This window comes from Cohnella sp. LGH (genome assembly GCF_017671885.1).
Taxonomy (GTDB): Bacteria; Bacillota; Bacilli; order Paenibacillales; family Paenibacillaceae; genus Cohnella; species Cohnella phaseoli.
Genome location: NZ_CP072117.1, coordinates 3,034,630 through 3,055,048 on the forward strand (window position 1 = coordinate 3,034,630; position 20,419 = coordinate 3,055,048).

The 20,419-nt window shown below is 50.8% G+C and carries 13 protein-coding genes and 1 pseudogene; 13 read left to right on the forward strand and 1 reads right to left on the reverse strand.

Annotation, left to right across the window (positions count from 1 at the left end):
- Positions 1–57: 57 nt before the first annotated feature.
- From J4772_RS12830 to J4772_RS12845, 4 genes are all read left to right on the forward strand, one after another.
- On the forward strand, positions 58–3,123 hold the full coding sequence (locus J4772_RS12830; protein ID WP_209075496.1) for an FAD-dependent oxidoreductase: 3,066 nt from the start codon (positions 58–60) through the stop codon (positions 3,121–3,123).
- Positions 3,124–3,414: 291 nt separating this feature from the next.
- Entirely contained in the window at positions 3,415–4,860 is a 1,446-nt protein-coding gene (locus tag J4772_RS12835; protein ID WP_209075497.1) for an MFS transporter, read from the forward strand.
- A 619-nt stretch (positions 4,861–5,479) separates the two neighbouring features.
- Positions 5,480–5,923: a cell wall hydrolase gene (locus J4772_RS12840; RefSeq protein WP_116061233.1), complete on the forward strand. Its 444-nt coding sequence runs from the start codon at positions 5,480–5,482 to the stop codon at positions 5,921–5,923.
- Positions 5,924–6,100: 177 nt separating this feature from the next.
- Entirely contained in the window at positions 6,101–6,610 is a 510-nt protein-coding gene (locus tag J4772_RS12845) for a DinB family protein (RefSeq protein WP_209075498.1), read from the forward strand.
- A gap of 596 nt (positions 6,611–7,206) precedes the next feature.
- On the opposite strand, the gene J4772_RS12850 is transcribed toward J4772_RS12845, so the two are convergent.
- The gene (locus J4772_RS12850; RefSeq protein ID WP_209075499.1) at positions 7,207–7,635 is read right to left on the reverse strand and encodes an SRPBCC family protein; all 429 of its coding nucleotides are present in this window, start codon (positions 7,633–7,635) and stop codon (positions 7,207–7,209) included.
- Positions 7,636–7,960: 325 nt separating this feature from the next.
- Here J4772_RS12850 and J4772_RS12855 point away from each other — a divergent pair, with 325 nt between their 5' ends.
- From J4772_RS12855 to J4772_RS12890, 9 genes and pseudogenes are all read left to right on the forward strand, one after another.
- Positions 7,961–10,183, forward strand: a complete 2,223-nt coding sequence (locus J4772_RS12855) for an AraC family transcriptional regulator (protein ID WP_209075500.1) — start codon at positions 7,961–7,963, stop codon at positions 10,181–10,183.
- A 170-nt stretch (positions 10,184–10,353) separates the two neighbouring features.
- Complete coding sequence (locus tag J4772_RS12860) at positions 10,354–11,289, forward strand: ABC transporter permease (RefSeq protein WP_209075501.1); 936 nt, start codon at positions 10,354–10,356, stop codon at positions 11,287–11,289.
- A 21-nt stretch (positions 11,290–11,310) separates the two neighbouring features.
- A complete protein-coding gene (locus J4772_RS12865; protein WP_209075502.1) occupies positions 11,311–12,177 on the forward strand; it encodes a carbohydrate ABC transporter permease in 867 nt (288 codons plus the stop codon).
- Between the two features lie 27 nt (positions 12,178–12,204).
- Positions 12,205–13,761: an extracellular solute-binding protein gene (locus J4772_RS12870; protein ID WP_209075503.1), complete on the forward strand. Its 1,557-nt coding sequence runs from the start codon at positions 12,205–12,207 to the stop codon at positions 13,759–13,761.
- A gap of 617 nt (positions 13,762–14,378) precedes the next feature.
- Positions 14,379–15,406, forward strand: a pseudogene (locus J4772_RS37530) (DUF4855 domain-containing protein); the annotation flags it as partial.
- A 108-nt stretch (positions 15,407–15,514) separates the two neighbouring features.
- On the forward strand, positions 15,515–16,309 hold the full coding sequence (locus J4772_RS37535; protein WP_371822896.1) for a discoidin domain-containing protein: 795 nt from the start codon (positions 15,515–15,517) through the stop codon (positions 16,307–16,309).
- 182 nt (positions 16,310–16,491) lie between these two features.
- Entirely contained in the window at positions 16,492–17,157 is a 666-nt protein-coding gene (locus tag J4772_RS12880; protein WP_209075504.1) for a GntR family transcriptional regulator, read from the forward strand.
- Positions 17,158–17,181: 24 nt separating this feature from the next.
- Positions 17,182–18,873, forward strand: coding sequence for a dihydroxy-acid dehydratase (ilvD, locus tag J4772_RS12885; RefSeq protein ID WP_209075505.1), 1,692 nt, complete (start codon positions 17,182–17,184; stop codon positions 18,871–18,873).
- A gap of 470 nt (positions 18,874–19,343) precedes the next feature.
- Positions 19,344–20,231 carry a fructose bisphosphate aldolase gene (locus tag J4772_RS12890; RefSeq protein WP_209075506.1) on the forward strand — a complete coding sequence of 296 codons (888 nt, stop codon included), beginning with the start codon at positions 19,344–19,346 and terminating at the stop codon, positions 20,229–20,231.
- Positions 20,232–20,419: the final 188 nt, after the last annotated feature.

A 20,419-nucleotide genomic window follows, 5' to 3' on the forward strand; every position in this document is an offset into this window, starting at 1 on the left:
GTAAGAACTTCTCTCTATACTGGCCTTACTTTACATCTTAGAGGGAGGCTTGAGCTTGTGAACACGAATGCTTTACGCGACCAAGATCGCATACCGGAGCTGCAGCTTGTGCGCGCGCTTGCTATTTTATGCGTACTGACCGTGCATGCCAGTGCATCCGCAACGATCGCGATGCAAAACTCCGGCTATTACTGGATCTACAATTTTATCAACGTCTTTATGAGAGTCGGAACGCCCACGTTTATTTTTCTAAGCAGCTTCGTCCTATTTTATAGCTATTATCGGAGACCTTTAGATCGTAAACTAATAAGTTCTTTTTACAAAAAGAGACTGCTGTACATTCTCGTGCCCTATGCTATTTTCTCGGCGATTTACTTCGTCGTGGTGCGTTACGGCGCGAATCAGGCTTTATTCGATGCTGAAGCCTTGGCCACCTTCTGGAAAAAGCTGCTCACCGGAAAAGCATACGCTCATCTTTACTTCATCTTCATCAGCATTCAGTTTTATGCCTTGTTCCCTGTACTGCTATGGGCAACGAAACGCTGGACGCGATTGGTGCATTTTCTCATACCGCTCGGCCTTGTCGTTCAATGGGGCTTCGTTCTTCTGAATAAGCACTACTGGCTTGTGACGAATAAAGGAAGCTGGTCGCTGTCTTATTTCTCGTTCTTTTTTCTCGGGGCGGCGCTGGGCATTTATTATCCGAAAATCAAAAATTGGATTGTCGTCTCCAAAGCGAACGCGAGCTTGACCCGCGTATCGGCATGGGCGCTTTTGTGGATGGCCTGGCTAACCGTCGCTCTGGCTCACGTCTCGGTTTATTATCAAGCTCGCGCCAATGGCGTTCGCTTTAACTCTACGCTGTACGAGTTTCTGTGGAACTTCCATTCCCTAACGTCGGCGCTGGCGATCGTTCAGGCGGCCTTCTACATCTATCGCCGCTTTCCGAATTCGCTATCCAAGCTATTGCAGCCGATAGGCCGATATTCGTTCGGCATTTACTTAATTCATTTATTGTTCCTGAATATTTACGATCGGTTCATGCCGGACTATGGCATATCCTGGATGTCACACTTTAAGTATTTGGGCAGTTGGGCAGTTATGCTATCGGCCTCCTTGGCTGTCGTCGCGTTCTTGGCCAAATTCCTTCCGGGGGCCTGGATGTTGTTCGGCCGTCTCCCGGATCATGCGGGGAGTCGCCGTAACGTCTCTATTCGAAAATTCGCTGCAGCCGGCACAGCGGCCGTGCTGGCGGTGGCTATTGTAGCCATCGGAATTTGGGTGAAAAAAGAGGAAGAAATTCGCAATCCAAACGTTCAGCAAGCGGAGGTGTCTCTAAACACGACGGACAAACTCACCGAATCGTACGATGTCGTCGTTGTTGGAACAGACCCGGAAGGCGTGGCCGCGGCGGTGTCGGCTGCCCGCAACGGGCTAAGCGTCCTGCTTGTCGAGGGCCGCAATCGCACGATGTTAGGCGGCTTAATGACTCACGGCGGCCTTAATTCGATCGATCTGATCTATGCGCCGGGAAGCTCGACCTCGCGTAACAACCCTGTGTTTTTGAATAAAGGGATTTTTCAGGAATTTTACGAACAGATCGAGGGTTCCTCGTTCGACTTGACGACCGCCGCCAATGCATTCGCCAGAATGGTCAATGACGAGCCGAATGTCGATCTGGTCATGAACGCTCGGGAACTGAAGCCTTTAACCGAGAAAGACGACAACGGACAAATTAAAGTAACCGGCGTCTCTTTTAAGACGGACAAAGGAGCCGAACGGACCATCTCCTCATCCGCGGTCATCGATGCGACGCAGGATGCCGATATCGCGGCTGCCGCCGGTGCGCCTTTTACGTTCGGAAGAGAAGACCTTGGCGAGCCCGACGCGAAGATGGCCGTCACGCTCGTGTTCAAGATAAGCGGCGTGACCCCGTCGGTCTGGAATTCATTTTCCCGACACCCGAATACGGGCGTTGACGCCATGAGTGCCTGGGGCTTCTCGGAAGCCAAAAATTACGTTTCCGATACGCCGGAACGCGTTCGAATGCGGGGGCTCAATATCGGCAGGCAGAACGACGATACGATGCTCATTAACGCCATGCACATTTTTAACGTCGATCCGCTTGATCCTTCCTCGGTTGAGAAAGCTATGGCCACGGGTAAAGCCGAAGCCCCGAAGATTGTTGATTATCTGACGAAAAATATTAAGGAGTTCAAAAATCTGAAATTTGCCGGTACGGCCGACGAGCTGTACGTCAGGGAAACGAGACACCTTCTCGGGGAATATCGCCTGACCTTGGCGGACGTGATGGACAATCGCGATCACTGGGACGCGATCGCCTACGGCTCCTACGACCTGGACGTTCAGAGCACCGATCATACGAATGCCGGCTACATTCTCATGTCGCCATACCAGTACGGCATTCCGTTCCGAACGCTTGTGCCGCTTCAGGTCGATAACTTGCTCGTCGTCGGCCGTTCGGCCAGCTATGACTCGCTTCCGCACAGCAGTGCGCGGGTGATCCCCGTCGGCATGGCTACTGGGCAAGCCGCAAGCGTTGCGGTAAAGATAGCGAAGGAGCACGGGATCACCGTTCGCGAACTGTCGCGTTCGAAGGATTTGATTGCCAGGCTTCGTTCCGACTTGACGGGGCAAGGCGTGGATCTCACTGTCCACGAATTTAAGAAGCCCGCATATTCAGAGCACAAAGCTTATAGAGGCTTGCTGGCCGCGGCGAGCTTGCTCATGACAAGCGGTTCGTCGAATAACAAGGAGTTTAAGCTCGACGATCCTTCCAACGCGCAAAGATACGCCTATCAACTGACGCGATTGAACAAGGCTCATCCGAAGGCTTTTCCCGGAAAAGCGGTAGAAGCGATGAAGGGATTGGACAAGCCCGGCGAAATCCCGCTTTCCCTCGAGCAAGCCGTTCGTACGATCTCGCTGGCCATCTCGGACGATCCGAACGAAGCAGTTGATCTCGATCAAATGCTTCAGCGCGGATGGATTAAACCGAATACGTTAGATGCCATTGAGAACAGAGAAAGTCTGACGAACGGCGAAGCTTTCCTATTGATGCGAGATGTTCTGGAATACTATGCCGGCATCGTGTATGACTAGTATCGTGCGATCTGCAAAGGAATGAATCTTGACAAGAAAAATAGTCCCCTAAGAAGCCGCGTAAATTGCGGCTTTTTTGTTTTGTGGGCAGATGGGAGGGAGAGAAGGAGCGGGGTAATTGAATTTTCAGCTTAAAATCACTCTTTACAATAGGGTAGGGGGCTATACAATAATCTAATTGAACTCTACAGTGGAATCCGTTCCCAGTAACTCTCGTTTATGACGGCCGTCACGAGCGCTTAAGGGAAGCAGAAAACCATCGGAGAATTCCGATCAGATGGAGGTATACTCATGTCAACGCAATCCCAGGCATTTTCACAAGCCGATCCTAAACGCTGGAAAGCATTGGCTTTACTTTGCCTTGCGAATTTTACGGTCATTATGGATACATCGATTATCGGAGTAGCGCTGCCGGCGATCAAGGAATCGCTGGGGTATACGCAGGAAAGCTTGCAATGGGTGTTTAACGCTTACGTCATATTCTTTGGCGGTTTGCTACTGCTTGGAGGCCGCTTATCGGATCTCTTCGGTCAGCGAAGTATATTTATGTGGGGATTTTCGATCCTGACGCTGGCCTCTCTGCTTGCGGGCTTTGCTTGGAGCGACGAGGCGCTGAATGTGGGTCGCGCACTGCAGGGATTTGGTTCCGCTCTGATCGCTCCTTCAGCACTTACGATCGTCATGATGCTGTTCAACGGAAACCCTAAGGAACTGGGAAAGGCTCTTGGATTCTGGGGGGCGTCGGCAGCGGCTGGCGGATCGGCTGGCGTTTTTCTCGGGGGCGTTATTACCGAATGGCTGAGCTGGAAATGGACGTTTTTAATTAATGTTCCGGTCGGGATTGTCGCTTTGCTCGTTGCGCCTAGCCTATTGTCGAAAGGGATACGCAGAAAAGGGAGCATTGACATCCTCGGCGCCGTCTTCGTTACAACTGCATTAGTCCTGCTCGTGTATGGCATCGTGACAGCTGAACACAACGGTTGGGGATCGTCTTCCACCCTATGGACTATCCTTTCGGGAGCCGCACTTTTTGTTCTCTTCCTGATCATTCAAGCGGTGAAAAAGGATCCGCTTGTACCGCTTCGGATTTTTAGAGCTCCTAATTTGGCCGCAGGCAATATCGCGCTTATCCTGCTGTCCGGAGGATGGATACCGCTGTGGTATTTTCTTAATCTTAACATGCAGCAGGTATTGAAGTTTTCCGCTTTCGCCGGCGGAGTAGCATTGCTTCCGATGACGGTTCTGATTGCGATCTTCATGATGTTTATAACGGGGAAATTGATCGGAAGGTTCGGGTTAAAAGCCAGCTTGGTCGTCGGATTGATTGCGCTCGGACTGTCTATGCTTCTGTTCTCGGGAAATACGCCGATCGACGGTACATTCGTAGGGAATGTACTGCCTGCTTCATTGTTGGGGGCGCTAGGGATGTCGCTTGCTTATATCCCGGCAACGATGGCATCGATGTCAGGCGCCAAGCCGGAAGAGGCGGGGCTGGCATCCGGTCTTGCCAATTCAAGTTACCAGATTGGCTCAGCTATCAGTTTGGCTATCATGGTTGCGATCGCTGCCTCCACAACAGCGTCCAAAGCGGTAGCTGATTCTATAGAAGCTTTGAATGCCGGATTTCATCAAGCCTTTTTCTGGTCCAGTATGGTTGCTTTTGCAGGAGCGATTTTAGCGCTGCTCTTTATTCGTTCGCCTAAGCAAGGGGAATCAAGCGCCACTGCGGCGATGTAGCGTGAGTGCTCTCGAGTCGAAGAAAAGCCGAACTTTGTCCCTACGTGACGGGTTCGGTTTTTGTTTTTTATTTAGTCCAATCCTTCGGGCAATGAGTGCATCTAATAAGTAGAAAAGACGAAGGGAGAATAAACAGGACAATGGGTACTTCGGCGAACAGTAAAGCAAGAAGAGTCGTGTATACGACAGGCATTCTGAGGAAAAGTCCGCTGATGCGGTTTGCGCTCGTAGACGCAGTCAATCTTACGGGATTGTCACAGGATATTACCGTTCAGGTGATAGATTGGTCTAGCGGCTCCCCCGTTCACTTAAAAGTAAGTCCCTGCAATAGGACAAAATGCATGCAAGGGGTAGGGCCCAACAAGTCTGTGTTTTTGTATGCAGACATAAGCAAAGTAGAGTTCAAATATGAAGTTCGAATTACCCAGCCAGTTAACCGTCGTTTCGTAACCAACGTATTTGGCGTAACGAGGTCTCCGTTTAAGCCGCTTCAAGGCGGTACCGTACTCCAACACGAACTGGTCAGGATCGGAAAATAATATCGCCCTCTATTTTGCCAGAGTAACACTTCCGCTTCGCCTACAATATGATGAGTCTAGAAATCCAAAGAGGTGAGGCAATGGCAGTCGTAAAGGCCAGGCAGCAGGATATTGATATGTTGGCAAGGTTGCTTCGAGCCGAGGCCGAGACCGAAGGCGAAATGGGCATGCTCCTTGTTGGAAATGTCGGCATTAATCGAGTAAGAGCGAATTGCTCGGATTTTAAGGGACTCCGGACTATTCCCCAAATGATTAACCAGCCGCATGCGTTCGAAGCCTTGCAGCACGGGATGTTCTATCAAAGCGCAAGAGATAGGGAACGCCGCCTGGCGCAACGGGCCGTGAATGGGGAGCGGAACTGGCCCGCCAAATACTCCCTGTGGTATTTCCGTCCGGGTTCGTTCGAAAATCCCGGCCCCTGTCCGCCAACCTGGTATAATCAGCCGTTCGTAGGACGATGGAAGAAGCACTGTTTTTATGAACCGACCGCAGAGGAATGTGAAAATGTATATAATACGTTTTAATTCAGTGCCGCGTAAATCGCGGCTTCTTTCATTTACATAGCGTAGCGGCATAGGTCTTATTTTCATTTTCCAGAAATATCATTTTTTGATAAGATGGAAGGGCAGAGGAACTGACGATATTTCTCAAAAACGAATGCAACCCAATTGGCGACAAGCTTAAAGAAAGGGAGTTTTATAATGGAGCTTCAAGAAATTAAGCACAATTTAACAGAGACCCGAGGCCAATTACTCGAAATTCTTGCCGGATTGAGTGAAGATCAATTAAACAAGCAGGAAGATTCGAACAGTTGGAGGATCGGTCAGGTATGTCAACATCTATTTAAGACAGAAGAATTGTATGTCGTAGCAATAAAGAAAGGATTAAAGGGCGAGGAAGATTCGCTTCTAGAAAATAAACCCGTAGAATTTCTACTCGATAGAAGTAAAAAATGGAATGCTCCTGACATCGCTAAACCAACGAATGAACTTATGGAACGCCAAGAAATCGTAGAGAAACTAAACCTTTCAAGAAAGAAGCTGCTTGAGCTATTAAATACGATAGAAGACCCGTCAATACTGAGCAGAAGATATTTTACACACCCGGTCTTTAAGGAGATGCTATTAATTGATTGGGTTAAGTCACTGTATTTGCATGAACAAAGGCATATGAAACAAATAAATGAAATTATAGATAGCATCAGTGATTGAGTTGCTTATTCGGAGAAGAAGGATAGGGCCTATAATGCCTTTTCACATATCTACTTAAGTATGGTAGGCGGATGAGGCGAACTGAACCTTTGGCAACAAGATGCTGAGGAGGGATGTTTTCCTCAAGGTCCATTGGCAGGTAAAGTTGGTGATTGTATATTAAGTGTACATAGAAACCGTTCCTTTCATAAATGGTGGGTCGCACCCCCATTGCCAAAGGACGGTTTCTTTTGCGTTTTTCGTAGTCTCGATGAAAAGAAGAGGAGGGGATCCAACGTTGTCAGGTTAGGCGAACTATGAGCGATCGCGTCCGTTGGAGGGGCATTTAGGCACTTTTTTGGCCTTCACTCCGCAGCTCAGGTTGGCAACATTGGGATGTATCTCCTGGAGGAGCGGTGTATCGTGAAATCTCCTTGTTACGAGTTAACCTATTCCGATTTCATGAGTCCAACCGGGTTCCCCGCAAAGTAATTGAATTACTTTGTGGGATGGAGCAGGCAACCGGAAGGAGATACATCCCCACAAAACATTAATCGATAAAGCGAGGCTGCTCATAAGTCAATTATGAGACAGCCCTGACGGTACAACATAAAATGTTAAAACTTACGTTTATGATAGGGGATACCTTCGCCATCTTCACAATAGCATTTTAGACTATAAAGGAAAAAAGCCCAGTTGTAGTTACAGGAGCGATAAAATGGCGTTACTTCTTTCCAGTTCATATGACGCAAAGTAATAAAAGACTTCCCGTTCTTCTCTACAATATCGAAGGAAATCATCGTACCAATCCATTCCGCATCTGAATCTATACAATGCCAAACGACTTTTTTATTAGGGATCAATTCCTCTATTTTCATCTTAGTTACATCATCGCTGCCGAATCGAAATTCATTAATAAAGCCAATCTGGTTATTAACGATGAGTTCGTTGGTCCATATTTCCGACAGTCCTTCAGCGGTGGTTAGCGTTTCATACACCTTCGATGCTGGAGCGTGTACAGTTTGCAAGTGCTCGATATTTGCCATGCCTTACCCCTTTCTAACTGGAATAATTTATGTATGATGCTTATGATAACATAAATTAAATATAATAGTTTCTTTTGGATTGCTATGTTGCAGATATTGCAATTGTTTTCTCAAAATCTGCCTCGAACTGAAACCGCTTCACATGCGAGACCCATTGAACCCCCATGCCTTACCTTATCGTTCTCTCTCAGAACAGGGCATAAACGGAAAACCAGAACTTGACGGACAAATGAGGACTAGGCAAACCCGAAAAGGGTGCTCTAAGATAGAACGTACCAGTCAAAAGAGAACCTTTAACGACGAAGAGGGAGAGGGGTTAACAGCTATGTTCAGATCGACATCCTGGCGTATATTTGTATTCAGCGGCATTTTCTTCGCCATTACGATTATTCCGTTTTCGTTGTTTCTGGCTAACCGATTTTCTCACTTCGCATACTCACAAATGGGAACGTTTAATCAGGACCGCATCGATGAAATGGCAGAGCGAACGCAGTTTATGCTGGACAAGCTGAAATGGTACAGCCTGAATATGTACGAAGACCAGGCCGTTCAAAGCTGGATCTATGCGTCCGCCGATAATCTGCTGCAAAATGCCGGTACGATGCGGGTTTTGACCAAATACTTATCCAATGAGCCCTTTATTGAATCCGCTTACTTATTCAGCGTGCGCAAACGAGAGGTTATCGACTCCAAAGTCGGACTGCTCCCGTTCGGGGAGTTTGTCGATCAGCCGATGCTGCAGAGAATCGAGCGCAATCCCGGGTCCTTCCTCCGCTACTTTGATCATCGGATAGGGGAGAACTCGTATTTGGCGCTCCAGCTTCCTTCGACTCCCATACTGAAAAATCGCGACGGGTATCTTGTCGTCTTGTTCAACAAGAAGGAGCTGCAAAAGCATTTGATCTCGGGCGGCGGAAGGGCGGATGCGCTGCTCTCGATTGTAGACGACCAGGGCAGGCTGATTCTGGGGGAATCGGATGAGCGGCTCGAGGAGAGCATCCGTAACATCCGGACAGATTCGAAGCGGGGATCCTTCGAGCTGAACCGTGCCGGAGGGGAGACGTTCGTCAATTATGCTCGTCTTGAATCGCTGGGATGGACTCTTGTATCCGTAACGGAGATGAAGCAATTCCGGGAGAAGGCCGATGCGTTCAAAACCGTCATTATTGCCTGTTCGCTGCTGCTGCTTGCGGCGCTTCTCCTGATCGCCTATTGGAATTCGCGCCGTTTCGTCGGGCCATTCCGCCGGCTGGCAGACCAATTGCAGCGGATGCTGGGCGTGAAGGGGGAGAACGATTACGGCGTCATTGAAAAGGGCGTCGTCTTGCTTCGCGATCATTATCCGCTAATCAAGACCGAATACTTGCGGCAGTGGCTGCTGCAGGGCAGGCTTACCGATAGCGCCAGAGCGGCGATTGTCCGCGAGTCCGGTCTGCTGAACTACGAATGGATCCGATTGGTCGTTGTCAAAATCGATTCCTATTACGAGCTGTCCGAGCAGTACGATTTTGTCTCGCGCAAGCTGCTCAAATATGCCATCGGCAATATCGCGGAGGAACTGCTGGGCCGGCCGGAACGGTCGATCGAGGTCGTCGATTTCGGCTCCGACCATCTCGTTGTGATCGTTGGCTCGGCAAGTTCTTCGCCTGATCCCGAATTGACCCAAGAACTGAAAGAGCTGCGTCGGCAAGTGGCCGCCTACGTCAAATTGGACGTCACGATCGCGGAAAGCGAGGCCCGCCGCGTGCATGACGATTTGCGCAAAGTATACGACGATATGAATGAATTGACTTTGTTCAAGTTTGTTAGCGGCGACGACAAAATCTATATCGAACAGGACTTTGAACGCTATGCCGATCTGCAGGCTCCGATCGAGGAGGCTGTGCACGAAAGCCTGATCCAGACCATTCGCGGCGGCAAGGAGGAGAAGGCGCTGACGATGCTGGACGAGTTGTTCGTGCGCTTGCAGACGATGAAATATACCGAGTGCCAATTCCAGCTAAAGCTGCTGCTGTTCGCGATTGTCAAATCGTTCAGCAAAATGACGTCCATCCAGAGCGTCGAAGGGATCGAACACCACTTGAGGCAGTTTTCCACGCTGGCCGATGTCAGGGAATGGCTGAAGGAGGAGACAGGCCGGATCATTCGGCTGCTTAGCGACAGAAAGGGCTTCAACCGCAAGGAAAAGCTGATCGAGGAGATCATCGAATACGTTCGTTACCATATTCATGACCCGATGCTGTCCGTGGAAGAGATCGCGGATCATGTTGCGTTGACGGGCAAATATGTTCGCCACTTATTTCACGAGCAATACGGCATGCCGTTATCGAATTATATTTTGAATGAGCGGATCGGCAAGGTCAAAGAGCTGCTGGAGCAGACGAGCCTGCAAGTCACTGATATAGCAGAGCAATCCGGGTTTCAGACGAAAAGCCACTTCTTTACTGCCTTTAAAAAAGCGACCGGCATGACGCCGACCCAATACCGCGACAGCATGGCAGGAGGGCGGACGGAACTGGGGCGGACGGCCGATAACTCGGCGAATTAGCGTGCTGCGGTCGATTACGAACTTGACGGTCAAATGATAACCTGCCCAATTCCGCAAATCGGCGGGTCGAGAACCGAATAAGGCCAATGAGAACTAGGCGGATTCTCATTGCGAATGCTACGATGACGTCGTTCGAAACCAATAAGCCAACAAGAAAGGAGGAACGCTGTTTGAAGCAACGGAGAAGGTTAGGCGGGGCGTTCGTGCACGAGCTGTCGCGAAACAGATATTTGTATCTGCTGGCGCTGCCCGGCATCGCGTTTCTGGTCGTATTCGCGTATTTGCCGATGCTCGGGCACCTGCTCGCCTTCCAGAATTACCGGCTGTCGGATGGAATATGGGGAAGCGAATGGGTTGGACTTAAAAACTTCGAGTTTTTCTTTAACGGGAAAGATTGGCTGCGCGTGACGCTGAACACCGTATTTCTCAATGCGCTGTTTCTCGTGTCCGGCCTGGGCAGCGCTGTGGTGCTGGCCGTCTTTCTGAACGAAGTCCGGAACAGGCTGTTCAAGCGAATCGCACAATCGTTTATTTTTTTACCCTACTTTATTTCATGGCTTGTCGTCAGCATGATGGCGCTAACGCTGTTCAGCACATCGGAAGGGCTCATTAACCGCACGCTTGCCGCTGTCGGCTTCGAAGACGTGGACTGGTATCTCACGCCCGGCGTATGGCCGTATATCCTGACCGTAATCAGTGCCTGGAAGATTGCGGGATACAATTCCATTATTTTCATGGCGGTCATTACGGGCATCTCCGCGGAATATTACGAGAGCGCGCGACTCGAAGGCGCAAGCCGGCTGCAGCAGATGCTCTACATTACGCTGCCGCTCATGCGGCCGATCGTGATGGTATTGGCGCTGCTTGGCGTCGGCCGCATTTTCTACGGCGATTTCGGCATGATTTACGCGATTATCGGAGATAACGGCGTGCTGTTTCCGACGACGGATGTCATCGATTCGTATGCGTACCGTGCATTGCGGCAGCTGGGCAATTTCAGCATGTCCTCCGCCGTCGTCGTCTACCAATCCTGCATGGGCTTGGTCACGATTCTGATCTTCAATGCGATTGCGCGCAAGGTGGACGCGGATTCAAGACTATTCTAGAGGATTTAAGGTGTGATCGATATGAGAGAACGTTTGTTTCTTGTCTTGATGTACGCGGTGCTGATCGCGTTTGCGCTATTTTGCTTCATTCCGTTCTGGATCGTGTTCATCAACTCGTTCGCAGATGAATCGCTTCTTCAAACGGCGGGCTATCAGCTGCTGCCGGACAAATTCAGCCTTCAGGCGTACGAATTTCTGCTCTCCGGCAAACAGGTGTTCCGCAGCTACGGCATTACGATTATGGTAACGGCCGTCGGCACGGCGATGGGGGTCCTGGTGACAGCCGCCTATGCCTATACGCTGAGCCATCGGAGGGTGAAGTACCGCAACATTTTATCGTTTTTGACCTTCTTGACGATGCTGTTCGGCGCCGGGCTTGTCGGCTTCTATATGCTGATCGCCAACTGGCTGCATCTGAAAGACTCGATATGGGCGCTCATTTTGCCTTATCTGCTTAATCCGTTCTACGCTTTCATTCTCATCTCTTTCTACCGGACGCTTCCGTATGAATTGAATGAAGCCGCGACGGTGGACGGCGCCAATGATTTCTCTATTTTCTTTCGCATTATTTGGCCGATCTCGCTGCCTGCCATCGCTACAGTGAGTCTGTTCTATGCGCTGCAATATTGGAACGACTGGTACTTGTCGCTGCTATTTATCGATAATTACAAAATGCTGCCGCTGCAGATGATGATTCGCCAACTGATGTCCAACTTGAACGTGATGGCTTATGTGAGCGGCAGCCAGACACAGTACAATGCCGTCGTGCCAACCTATGGCATACAGCTGGCGATCGTCTGCGTGACCATCGGCCCGATCGTGTTCGTCTATCCGTTCATTCAGCGCTTCTTCATTAAAGGCTTGACGCTTGGATCGGTAAAAGGGTAGGAAAACAATACACAGGGGGAATCAAGCATGAAAAGACGAATGTCCGCTGCGCTCGCGCTATTGATCGCGCTTGTCGCGCTCGCAGGCTGCGCTGGCAAGAATGAAGGGGAAGGGAAGCCATCGGAACCATCCGTCAAGGCCGAAAACAGTGCCGGCCTCAGCAGCAACGCCAAGCTGGAGGAGGTCACGCTGAAAATTATGATTCCCGGCGACCGCCCGCCGGATATGGATTTGGTCATCGCCGAGGCGGAGAAACGAATGAAGGACACGATCAATGTCAAGCTCGACGTCGTGTTCGTGCCTTGGTCGGATTTGGCGCAAAAGACGCAGGTGACGCTCGCTTCCGGCGAAAACATCGACCTGATCTTCGACGCGCCATGGCTGCACATCAATCAGATGATTGCAAGCGGTTTCTATGAACCGCTCGACGATCTGTTGGCCGAGTACGGCAAGACGGTGCTGGACAAACGGCCGCAACAAATGTGGGACTACAACAAGTACGGCGGCAAAATTATGGCCGTTCCGCTTGGCGTCAGCTATATGTCCGGCAACTCTTACATTTTGCGCAAAGACATTCGCGAGAAGCTAGGCGTTCCGCCGATCTACACCTATGAAGATTTGATCGCATTCGCCTACAAGGTGAAAGAGCAGGAGAATGGCATCATCCCGATGACCGCCGGCTCCGCCACGTATTCATTTGTCGCCCACCATGCGCTGAACGATTACGAAACCTATGTCAGACCGACCCACGCGCTGGGCAACAGCCTGATGCTCTACTACACGAACAATGACGGCAAAGTTCACAACTTGCTGGAGGAGAGGGAGCCTGTCGGCACGTGGTTGGCTAATGCAAACAAATGGTTTAAAGACGGACTGATTTTCAAGGATATTTTGACGACGAAGGATTTTCAGCAGCCGATCTCGGCAGGCAAAGTGGCAATCGTGACGAACGGCGCGTTCGGCATCTCGGACTTCCACAAGAACACGATCAAGAACAATGTGCCGAACGGCGAGCTGGAAACGGTCACCTTTTTTAATCCGGACAAGGGCGCGAACATCACCAATTTTAAACAGTGGAATTTCCTCGCTATTCCGAAGGTGAGCAAACACAAGGAACGGGCGATGATGTTCCTGAACTGGGCGAATGAGAAGGAAAACTACGACCTGCTCTCTTACGGCATCGAAGGCAAGCATTGGGAAGCGGTAGGAGAGGACAAAATGAAAAACCTGGATACGACCGGCTACTATGCATTCGGCTATGTCTGGCTGTGGAATCCGGTCGATGAGCGCACTGTTGTAGGAGGCAATCCGAAGAACGATGAACTGGATGCCGTGCTTCGCAATGCCGATATGTTCACGACAGATATTTTGGCCGGCTTCGAATTCGACAGTACCCCGGTGCAAAACGAGGTCAGCCAGTACAACATCGTCGATGGGCAATATTATACTGCGCTATTCAACGGAGTGATGGATACCGAGGACACCTTGAAGAAATTCGAAGCGGAGGCCGGTCCCGCACTCCAAAAAATTCAGCAGGAGCTGCAAAGGCAAATCGACGTGTTTCTGGCGGCTAAGGGGAAATAGAACGGAATCGTTTAAAAAAGGAGCTGATCAAGATGATTTCGACCAAAAAATGGAGATCGATCCTGATGGCAGCAGCTTTGGCGATAACTCCGGTTTCTGCGATCCAGGCGAATTCTCCGTCTGCAGCTGCGGCCGCGAATCAGGAGGAGGCGCCATCGGCAGAGGAGCAGACGAATTTCCGCAATCTTGCGGCCGGTCTCCCGTATGAATGGTCCGAAGCGCCGGAAGCTTCTCATCCCGATGACGGCTACAAGCTTACAGATGGAGTATACGCCGCATTGGATAAGAACGACCCGGCTTGGGTGGGGCATCTGCGCGGCAAGACGCGCGAAGTCGTATTCGATTTGGGGCAGGAAAAGTCGGTCGGGAGGATAACCGCTCATTTTTTTCAAGATTATCCCGCTAACTCGATTCTCGTGCCTTTGTCGGTATCCATGTATGTCTCCGACGACAAGGAAAATTGGGGACTGCTTTCCCATAACGCTACGCAGCTGCTATGGGGAGGAGGACCGCCCAGGCAGGAGACCTTTGAATGGGAGGGCAGCCGGGACGGCATCAAAGGCGGGAATACGGATGGCACGTTGGCTTATGCCCGCTATGTGAAGGTCGCTTTTACGATGCATCATTCGCTAGCGGAATATATTGACGAAATCGAAATTATCGGTACGGACGGCAAGATTGAAGGAGCGGTAAAGGTTCAAGCCGAGCAGCCGCAATTTTTGGAGCCGGGGGAAGCTACGGCCGGTATCCGGAATCTGAATCTGTTCTATAACGGTCAATACGCTAATGGATTGGGCAATTGGAACAAAGAACGGATTATCCCTAACATCAGCTATGTGAATAAAGACGGCGAGCCGGTCGATTGGCTTTTTGACGGCATTCTCTATCTCGGAATAGCTTCGCCGGCCGGCCGCGATTTCGGTCTGGGGCAAACCAACCTGGACGACTGGAATTGGTATTTGGATAAAACGTTTGCTGCCACAGGGGATATGCAGCAGTTAAATGAGGCGGCCAAGGAAGTCGGAGCCAAGCTGAACGAGCCCGCTCATCGTGTCAAGGTTGTGTTAATGATTCCAAATCCCGGGGAATTTTTAACCGATTTCGGCGACATCGACGGCAGTGGTTCCTTAAATTTTAACGACTCCGCCGTAGGCGAAGAACGAGCGTTTGCCAACAGGAAAAAAGCGGTGCAGTGGTGGCTGGATCAGGTCCAGCAAAGATGGCAGACGCCGCTTACTCCAATCTTGAGCTTGTCGGCATGTACTGGATGCCGGAGCAAATCGAGATATCCGAATCGGGACCGGATATGATTCGCGCAGTGACGGAAAAGGTGCATGCCATGAACTTGAAGGTTTTCTGGATTCCTCACTCCTTAGCGTACAAAATGTTTATGTGGAAAGACGTCGGAGTGGACGCCGCCGCCTACCAGCCGAATTACTTCTTCGGCGGAATGGATCCGGACCGTCTGGAAGACGCTGCGGACAATGCGAAGCGGTACGGGATGGGAGAAGAAATCGAGTTCGATGACGGGATGCTGACGGACCCCATCCTGCGCCATCGTTTTATCGAATATTTGGACAGCGGCGTCAGAAGCGGCCTGATGCAAAACGGGTTCAGAGCTTATTATCAAGGCAACAATGCGGTATACAATCTAGGCGTAAGCAAGGATCCGGATTTGCGTCTCATGTACGACTGGCTGTACCAGTACTTAAATGGAAAGTATGCTACCGACAACAACCCGACGCCCGAGACGATGGCAGGACTTGTCGGGGATTACGTCTCTTCGAACGAAATCCAATCAGTTTTCGGCAATGAGTTGTCGTACCGTCTGCAGATTATCCAGATTCTTCTGGACCAAAACAAGCCGAAGGACGCCGTTGCGTATATGCAGGATTTTCTCGCGCACATTCATGACCCGGCCGTGCAGGCGCAAGGATTGATCTCGGCTTCGGCGGCAACGCTGCTTGATAGTTATGCCCAAGTTCTCATCCAAACTTGGTCCGACGGCTGGGGCCTTGGCAACCTGGTTCTCGGTCATAGCTATACCCTATCAAGGCCGCCTAACGCCAACTATCCCGATTCCGGGAATGAACTTACGAACGGCCTGTTCGGAGGGACGGATTACGGCAACGGGCAGTGGCAGGGCCATGCGGGAAGCGATTACCCTGCGGAGCGAAGCCGCACAATCACATTTGATTTGGGCAGCAACAAATCGATCGGACTAATAAGAGCCCATTTTCTTCAGGATACAGGGCCCGGCATCTATTTCCCGCAGAACGCCGCTTTTTCAGTTTCGACTAACGGTCAAACTTGGAGCTCGCTAGCCACCGTTTCTCCGTCGTCGGCTCCGAATACCGCCACGGCCCAGTTCGTGAGATGGAACGGGATAACCGACGGTGTGCCGGGGAAAGCGGGAGCGGACAAAGTGTACGCTCGTTACGTCAAAGTTGAATTCCCGGTCAACGTCTGGGTTTTCCTTGATGAGATCGAAGTTCTCGGCGTTGACGGCAAGGCAGCCGGAGCTGCGGTATTGCCGACTGCACCGTAAACCGTACTACAACCCTTATTTCCGGATTGGCGAGCGAAAATCGGCTCGGCAACAGGAATAAGGGCTTTTTTAGCTTGACTCTAATGGGGAGGTTTTAGGAAGTAAGAAAATCTTTTTCCTTGTCAAATGCATATTGCATGCGATATATTGCATACATAACCTTAATTGAGGAATGATTAAAGATGCCGATCCCTAGAAACTTTAGTTCTCCCGTCCGTCTGACTGCCAAGGAGCGTGCGCTTGCCCAAATTCAACGCTGGATTATAGAGGGGACGCTTGAACCGGGCGAAAAGCTTATTGATTCCGAGTTGGCGGAATCGCTGGCCGTCAGCAGAACGCCCATCCGGGAAGCTCTGCAGCTGCTGGAGATTCAAGGGCTGGTCGCGATGCATCCAGGCAAAGAAACTCGTGTCACCCTGATCAGGAAAGATGATATTCTGCACCTCTATTCCACATTAGCTTCGTTGCATGCCCTGGCTGCGGAGACCGCCGCATCCCGCGTAACGGCAGAGCAGCTTGAACTGTTATCGTCTCTTAATGTCCAGTTTGCCGCAGCGATCGAAGGGGGGCAGCCTTATCGTGCGATGGAACTCGACGAACAGTTCCACGGTCTTATTGTCGAGGCTGCGGACAACCCGTATGTCGCCTCTTTCAGTTCTTCCCTGCAGGTCCATATCAGAAGGTTCAAGTATGTGTTTCTCCGTCAGCCGGTCGCCGGAACGCGCGCATCGGTGGAAGAGCATTCCGCCATTATTGCGGCGTTAGAGAAGCGGGACGGAGAGGCTGCCGGCACTATGATGAAACAAAACCTGATACGGCCGATGAACGAACTCTATGCAGTACTCTAAAAAATTCGGAAAGGATGAAACGAGATGACAGACAAAAAAGACTTGCGAATCCGCAGTCATGTGATCAGCGAGGGCGCGAATAGGGCACCGAATCGGGCGATGCTGCGCGCAGTGGGCTTCAAGGACGAGGATTTTAAAAAACCGATGATTGGCGTCGCGAGCACATGGAGCGAAGTAACGCCCTGTAACATGCACATTGATCAGCTTGCCTTGGCGGCTAAGCAAGGGTTACGCTCCGCGGGCGGCGCCCCGCTTATTTTTAATACGATTACAGTATCGGACGGCATATCGATGGGGCATGCCGGCATGTCGTTCTCGCTGCCCAGTCGGGAAGCGATTGCGGACTCCATTGAGATCGTTACGAATGCGGAACGGTTTGACGGACTGGTCGCGATCGGCGGCTGCGACAAAAATACGCCGGCCTGCCTGATGGCGATCGGCCGATTGAACCTGCCGGCCGTATATGTCTACGGCGGGACAATTCAGCCAGGTTATCTGGACGGCAAACAAGTGGATATCGTCAGTGCGTTTGAAGCGGTCGGACAATTTCACGATGGCCGGATCACGGAAGAGCAGCTTCACAAAGTCGAATGCACTGCCTGTCCAGGACCGGGTGCATGCGGCGGTATGTACACCGCAAACACGATGGCCGCGGCCGCAGAGGCAATGGGAATGAGCCTTCCCGGCTCCTCGTCGACGCCCGCCATATCAAAGCTGAAAGCGGAGGAATGTGCGCAAGCCGGCGAACGGGTATTGGATTTGTTGGAGAAGGGGATCTTCCCAAGCGATATCATGACAAAACGGGCATTCGAGAATGCGATTACGGTTGTAATGGCGCTTGGCGGTTCCACAAACGCTTTTCTTCATCTGATTGCCATTGCGCATTCGGTCGGTGTCGATCTTTCCTACGACGATTTTGAGAGGATTCGTTTGAACGTGCCGCACTTAGCCGACTTGAAGCCGAGCGGAGCTCACGTTATGCAGGATCTCAACGACGTGGGCGGAGTGCACGGCGTGATGAAAATGCTGCTCGACCAAGGATATCTGCACGGGGATTGCCTCACCGTTACCGGTCGGACGCTGGCCGAAAATCTGGCTCAAGTGGATCCGCTGCATCCGGAGCAGACGATTATCCGCCCGCTGGACCGGCCCCTCAAGCCGACAGGCCCGCTGGTCGTTCTGCGGGGCAACCTGGCGCCCGAAGGCGCGATTGCCAAAATGTCCGGCATGAAGAATTCGCGCTTCAGCGGGCCGGCACGCGTATACGACAGCGAAGAGGCGGCAACGGAAGCGATCATGCGAGACGAGATCCGGGAAGGCGACGTGCTGGTGATACGCTATTGCGGCCCGAAGGGCGGACCCGGCATGCCGGAAATGCTTTCGGTAACGGCTTTAATCGTAGGCAAAGGATTGGGAGGCAAAGTCGCTTTGCTGACAGACGGTCGTTTTTCGGGTGGGTCGCATGGATTTGTCGTCGGCCATGCCGCACCGGAGGCACAGGTTGGAGGGCCGATCGCGCTGTTGCGCGAAGGCGATATCATTACGATCGATAGCGACGCGCAGGACCTTTCATTTGCCGTTTCAACAGAAGAACTAATGAGAAGGGAAGAAGCTTGGCAAGCTCCTCCTTTGAAGTACAATTCCGGAGTTTTGGCTAAATATGCACGACTGGTTTCCTCCTCAGCCAAAGGAGCGGTTACTGATCTATTCGAATAAGACCAATCGCTTATTACTAACGGGACAGCTAAGACTAGACAGCTGTCCCGTTTTTTCTTTAGGCGACGACCGGATAATCTTATTATTCGTCGATTTGCCCTCCGGATTAAAGACTCCTGTTATAATGAGGGTGGTAAAAATGTAAAAATTTATTGGGGGGAAGATCGCAAAGCGAAATTGTCAGCGGAAACTTTTATCAAAATTCCGATCACTGGGAGCAGTCGATGAAGAAGATTTTCATAGGGATAAGTATTCTGGTTAATTTTATTAGGGTTTATTGTTGGCTATTACTTATGAACCCATCAAATTGGTCCCTTTTGAGAGAGCGAGGCAGTGTCGGAGGCAAGTTGGTAATTTGCCGTTTATTTGACAGGCAGGAGCGCTAATCTTTATACTTTTCTTAATCCCTTTAGGGGGAATTCGACTCAGTAACCTAACCAAATCAATCATGGAAGGACTGACGGTTTCTAATGAATAATGAACAACTGGAACGAATTCGTGTTGGCCAAGGATTCATTGCTGCATTGGATCAAAGCGGAGGCAGCACACCACAAGCGTTGCTTCGATACGGTATCCAGGAATCCGGCTATTCGAACGAAGAAGAGATGTATAAGTTAGTTCATGACATGAGGACGCGAATAATCACTTGCCCTGTATTCGATTCGAAATACATTCTAGGTGCCATCTTGTTCGAGAATACGATGAATCGAACCATTGACGGTCTATATACGGCGGATTATCTCTGGGAGAAGAAGGGCATCGTACCTTTCCTAAAGATTGACGAAGGACTCGCCGGTCTAGAGAACGGCGTACAGCTTATGAAGCCCATGGCGGGATTGGACGAACGCTTGGCTCAAGCTGTCGATAAGAATATTTTCGGAACGAAGATGCGATCCGTCATTAAGGAAGCGAATCCGGCCGGCATTAGAAGTCTCGTCGAGCAGCAGTTCGACCTTGCGAAGCGTATATTCGCAGCAGGTCTTGTTCCTATCGTAGAGCCCGAAGTAGACATCAACAGCACGGATAAGGTTGAATCGGAGAGTCTGCTTAAAGAGATGATTCTGGAACAATTGTCGCGTCTCGAATCGAATGTAAAGATTATGTTGAAGCTTACCATTCCGTCCGTCGACAACTTCTATGAAGATCTGATTGGAAATCCCCACGTCGTCCGAGTTGTCGCTTTGTCAGGAGGATACGAAATGGAGGACGCCAATGCAAGGCTTGCTCGTAATCGCGGGCTGATTGCCAGCTTCTCACGCGCATTGGCAGAGGGGTTGACCTCCCAGCAAACAGATTCCCAATTTGAAGAGCGGCTTGTCGACACCATTCAATCCATTTTCCAAGCTTCCATTACTTAATAGCCAGCCTACCCTGAAAGGGGCTGCCTCTAAGCGCTTCAAGTTGCTTTCAAAGATGATCCATACTAAAAGTCCAAGGGGTATGTACCTCCTTCCGATGCGATATGCTCCCGAAATCTGAATGGGCAAACCCGTTACAGAGCAATTTCAGGAGCGTATGAGGCAATCTGCAGGAGAGGCATACCCCT

Coding starts and splice junctions, on each gene's coding strand:
- J4772_RS12835 (WP_209075497.1), top strand. CDS start 3,415: ATGTCAACGCAATCCCAGGCATTTTCACAAGCCGATCCTAAACGCTGG.
- J4772_RS12840 (WP_116061233.1), top strand. CDS start 5,480: ATGGCAGTCGTAAAGGCCAGGCAGCAGGATATTGATATGTTGGCAAGG.
- J4772_RS12845 (WP_209075498.1), top strand. CDS start 6,101: ATGGAGCTTCAAGAAATTAAGCACAATTTAACAGAGACCCGAGGCCAA.
- J4772_RS12850 (WP_209075499.1), bottom strand. CDS start 7,635: ATGGCAAATATCGAGCACTTGCAAACTGTACACGCTCCAGCATCGAAG.
- J4772_RS12855 (WP_209075500.1), top strand. CDS start 7,961: ATGTTCAGATCGACATCCTGGCGTATATTTGTATTCAGCGGCATTTTC.
- J4772_RS12865 (WP_209075502.1), top strand. CDS start 11,311: ATGAGAGAACGTTTGTTTCTTGTCTTGATGTACGCGGTGCTGATCGCG.
- J4772_RS12870 (WP_209075503.1), top strand. CDS start 12,205: ATGAAAAGACGAATGTCCGCTGCGCTCGCGCTATTGATCGCGCTTGTC.
- J4772_RS37535 (WP_371822896.1), top strand. CDS start 15,515: ATGGCAGGACTTGTCGGGGATTACGTCTCTTCGAACGAAATCCAATCA.
- J4772_RS12880 (WP_209075504.1), top strand. CDS start 16,492: ATGCCGATCCCTAGAAACTTTAGTTCTCCCGTCCGTCTGACTGCCAAG.
- ilvD (WP_209075505.1), top strand. CDS start 17,182: ATGACAGACAAAAAAGACTTGCGAATCCGCAGTCATGTGATCAGCGAG.
- J4772_RS12890 (WP_209075506.1), top strand. CDS start 19,344: ATGAATAATGAACAACTGGAACGAATTCGTGTTGGCCAAGGATTCATT.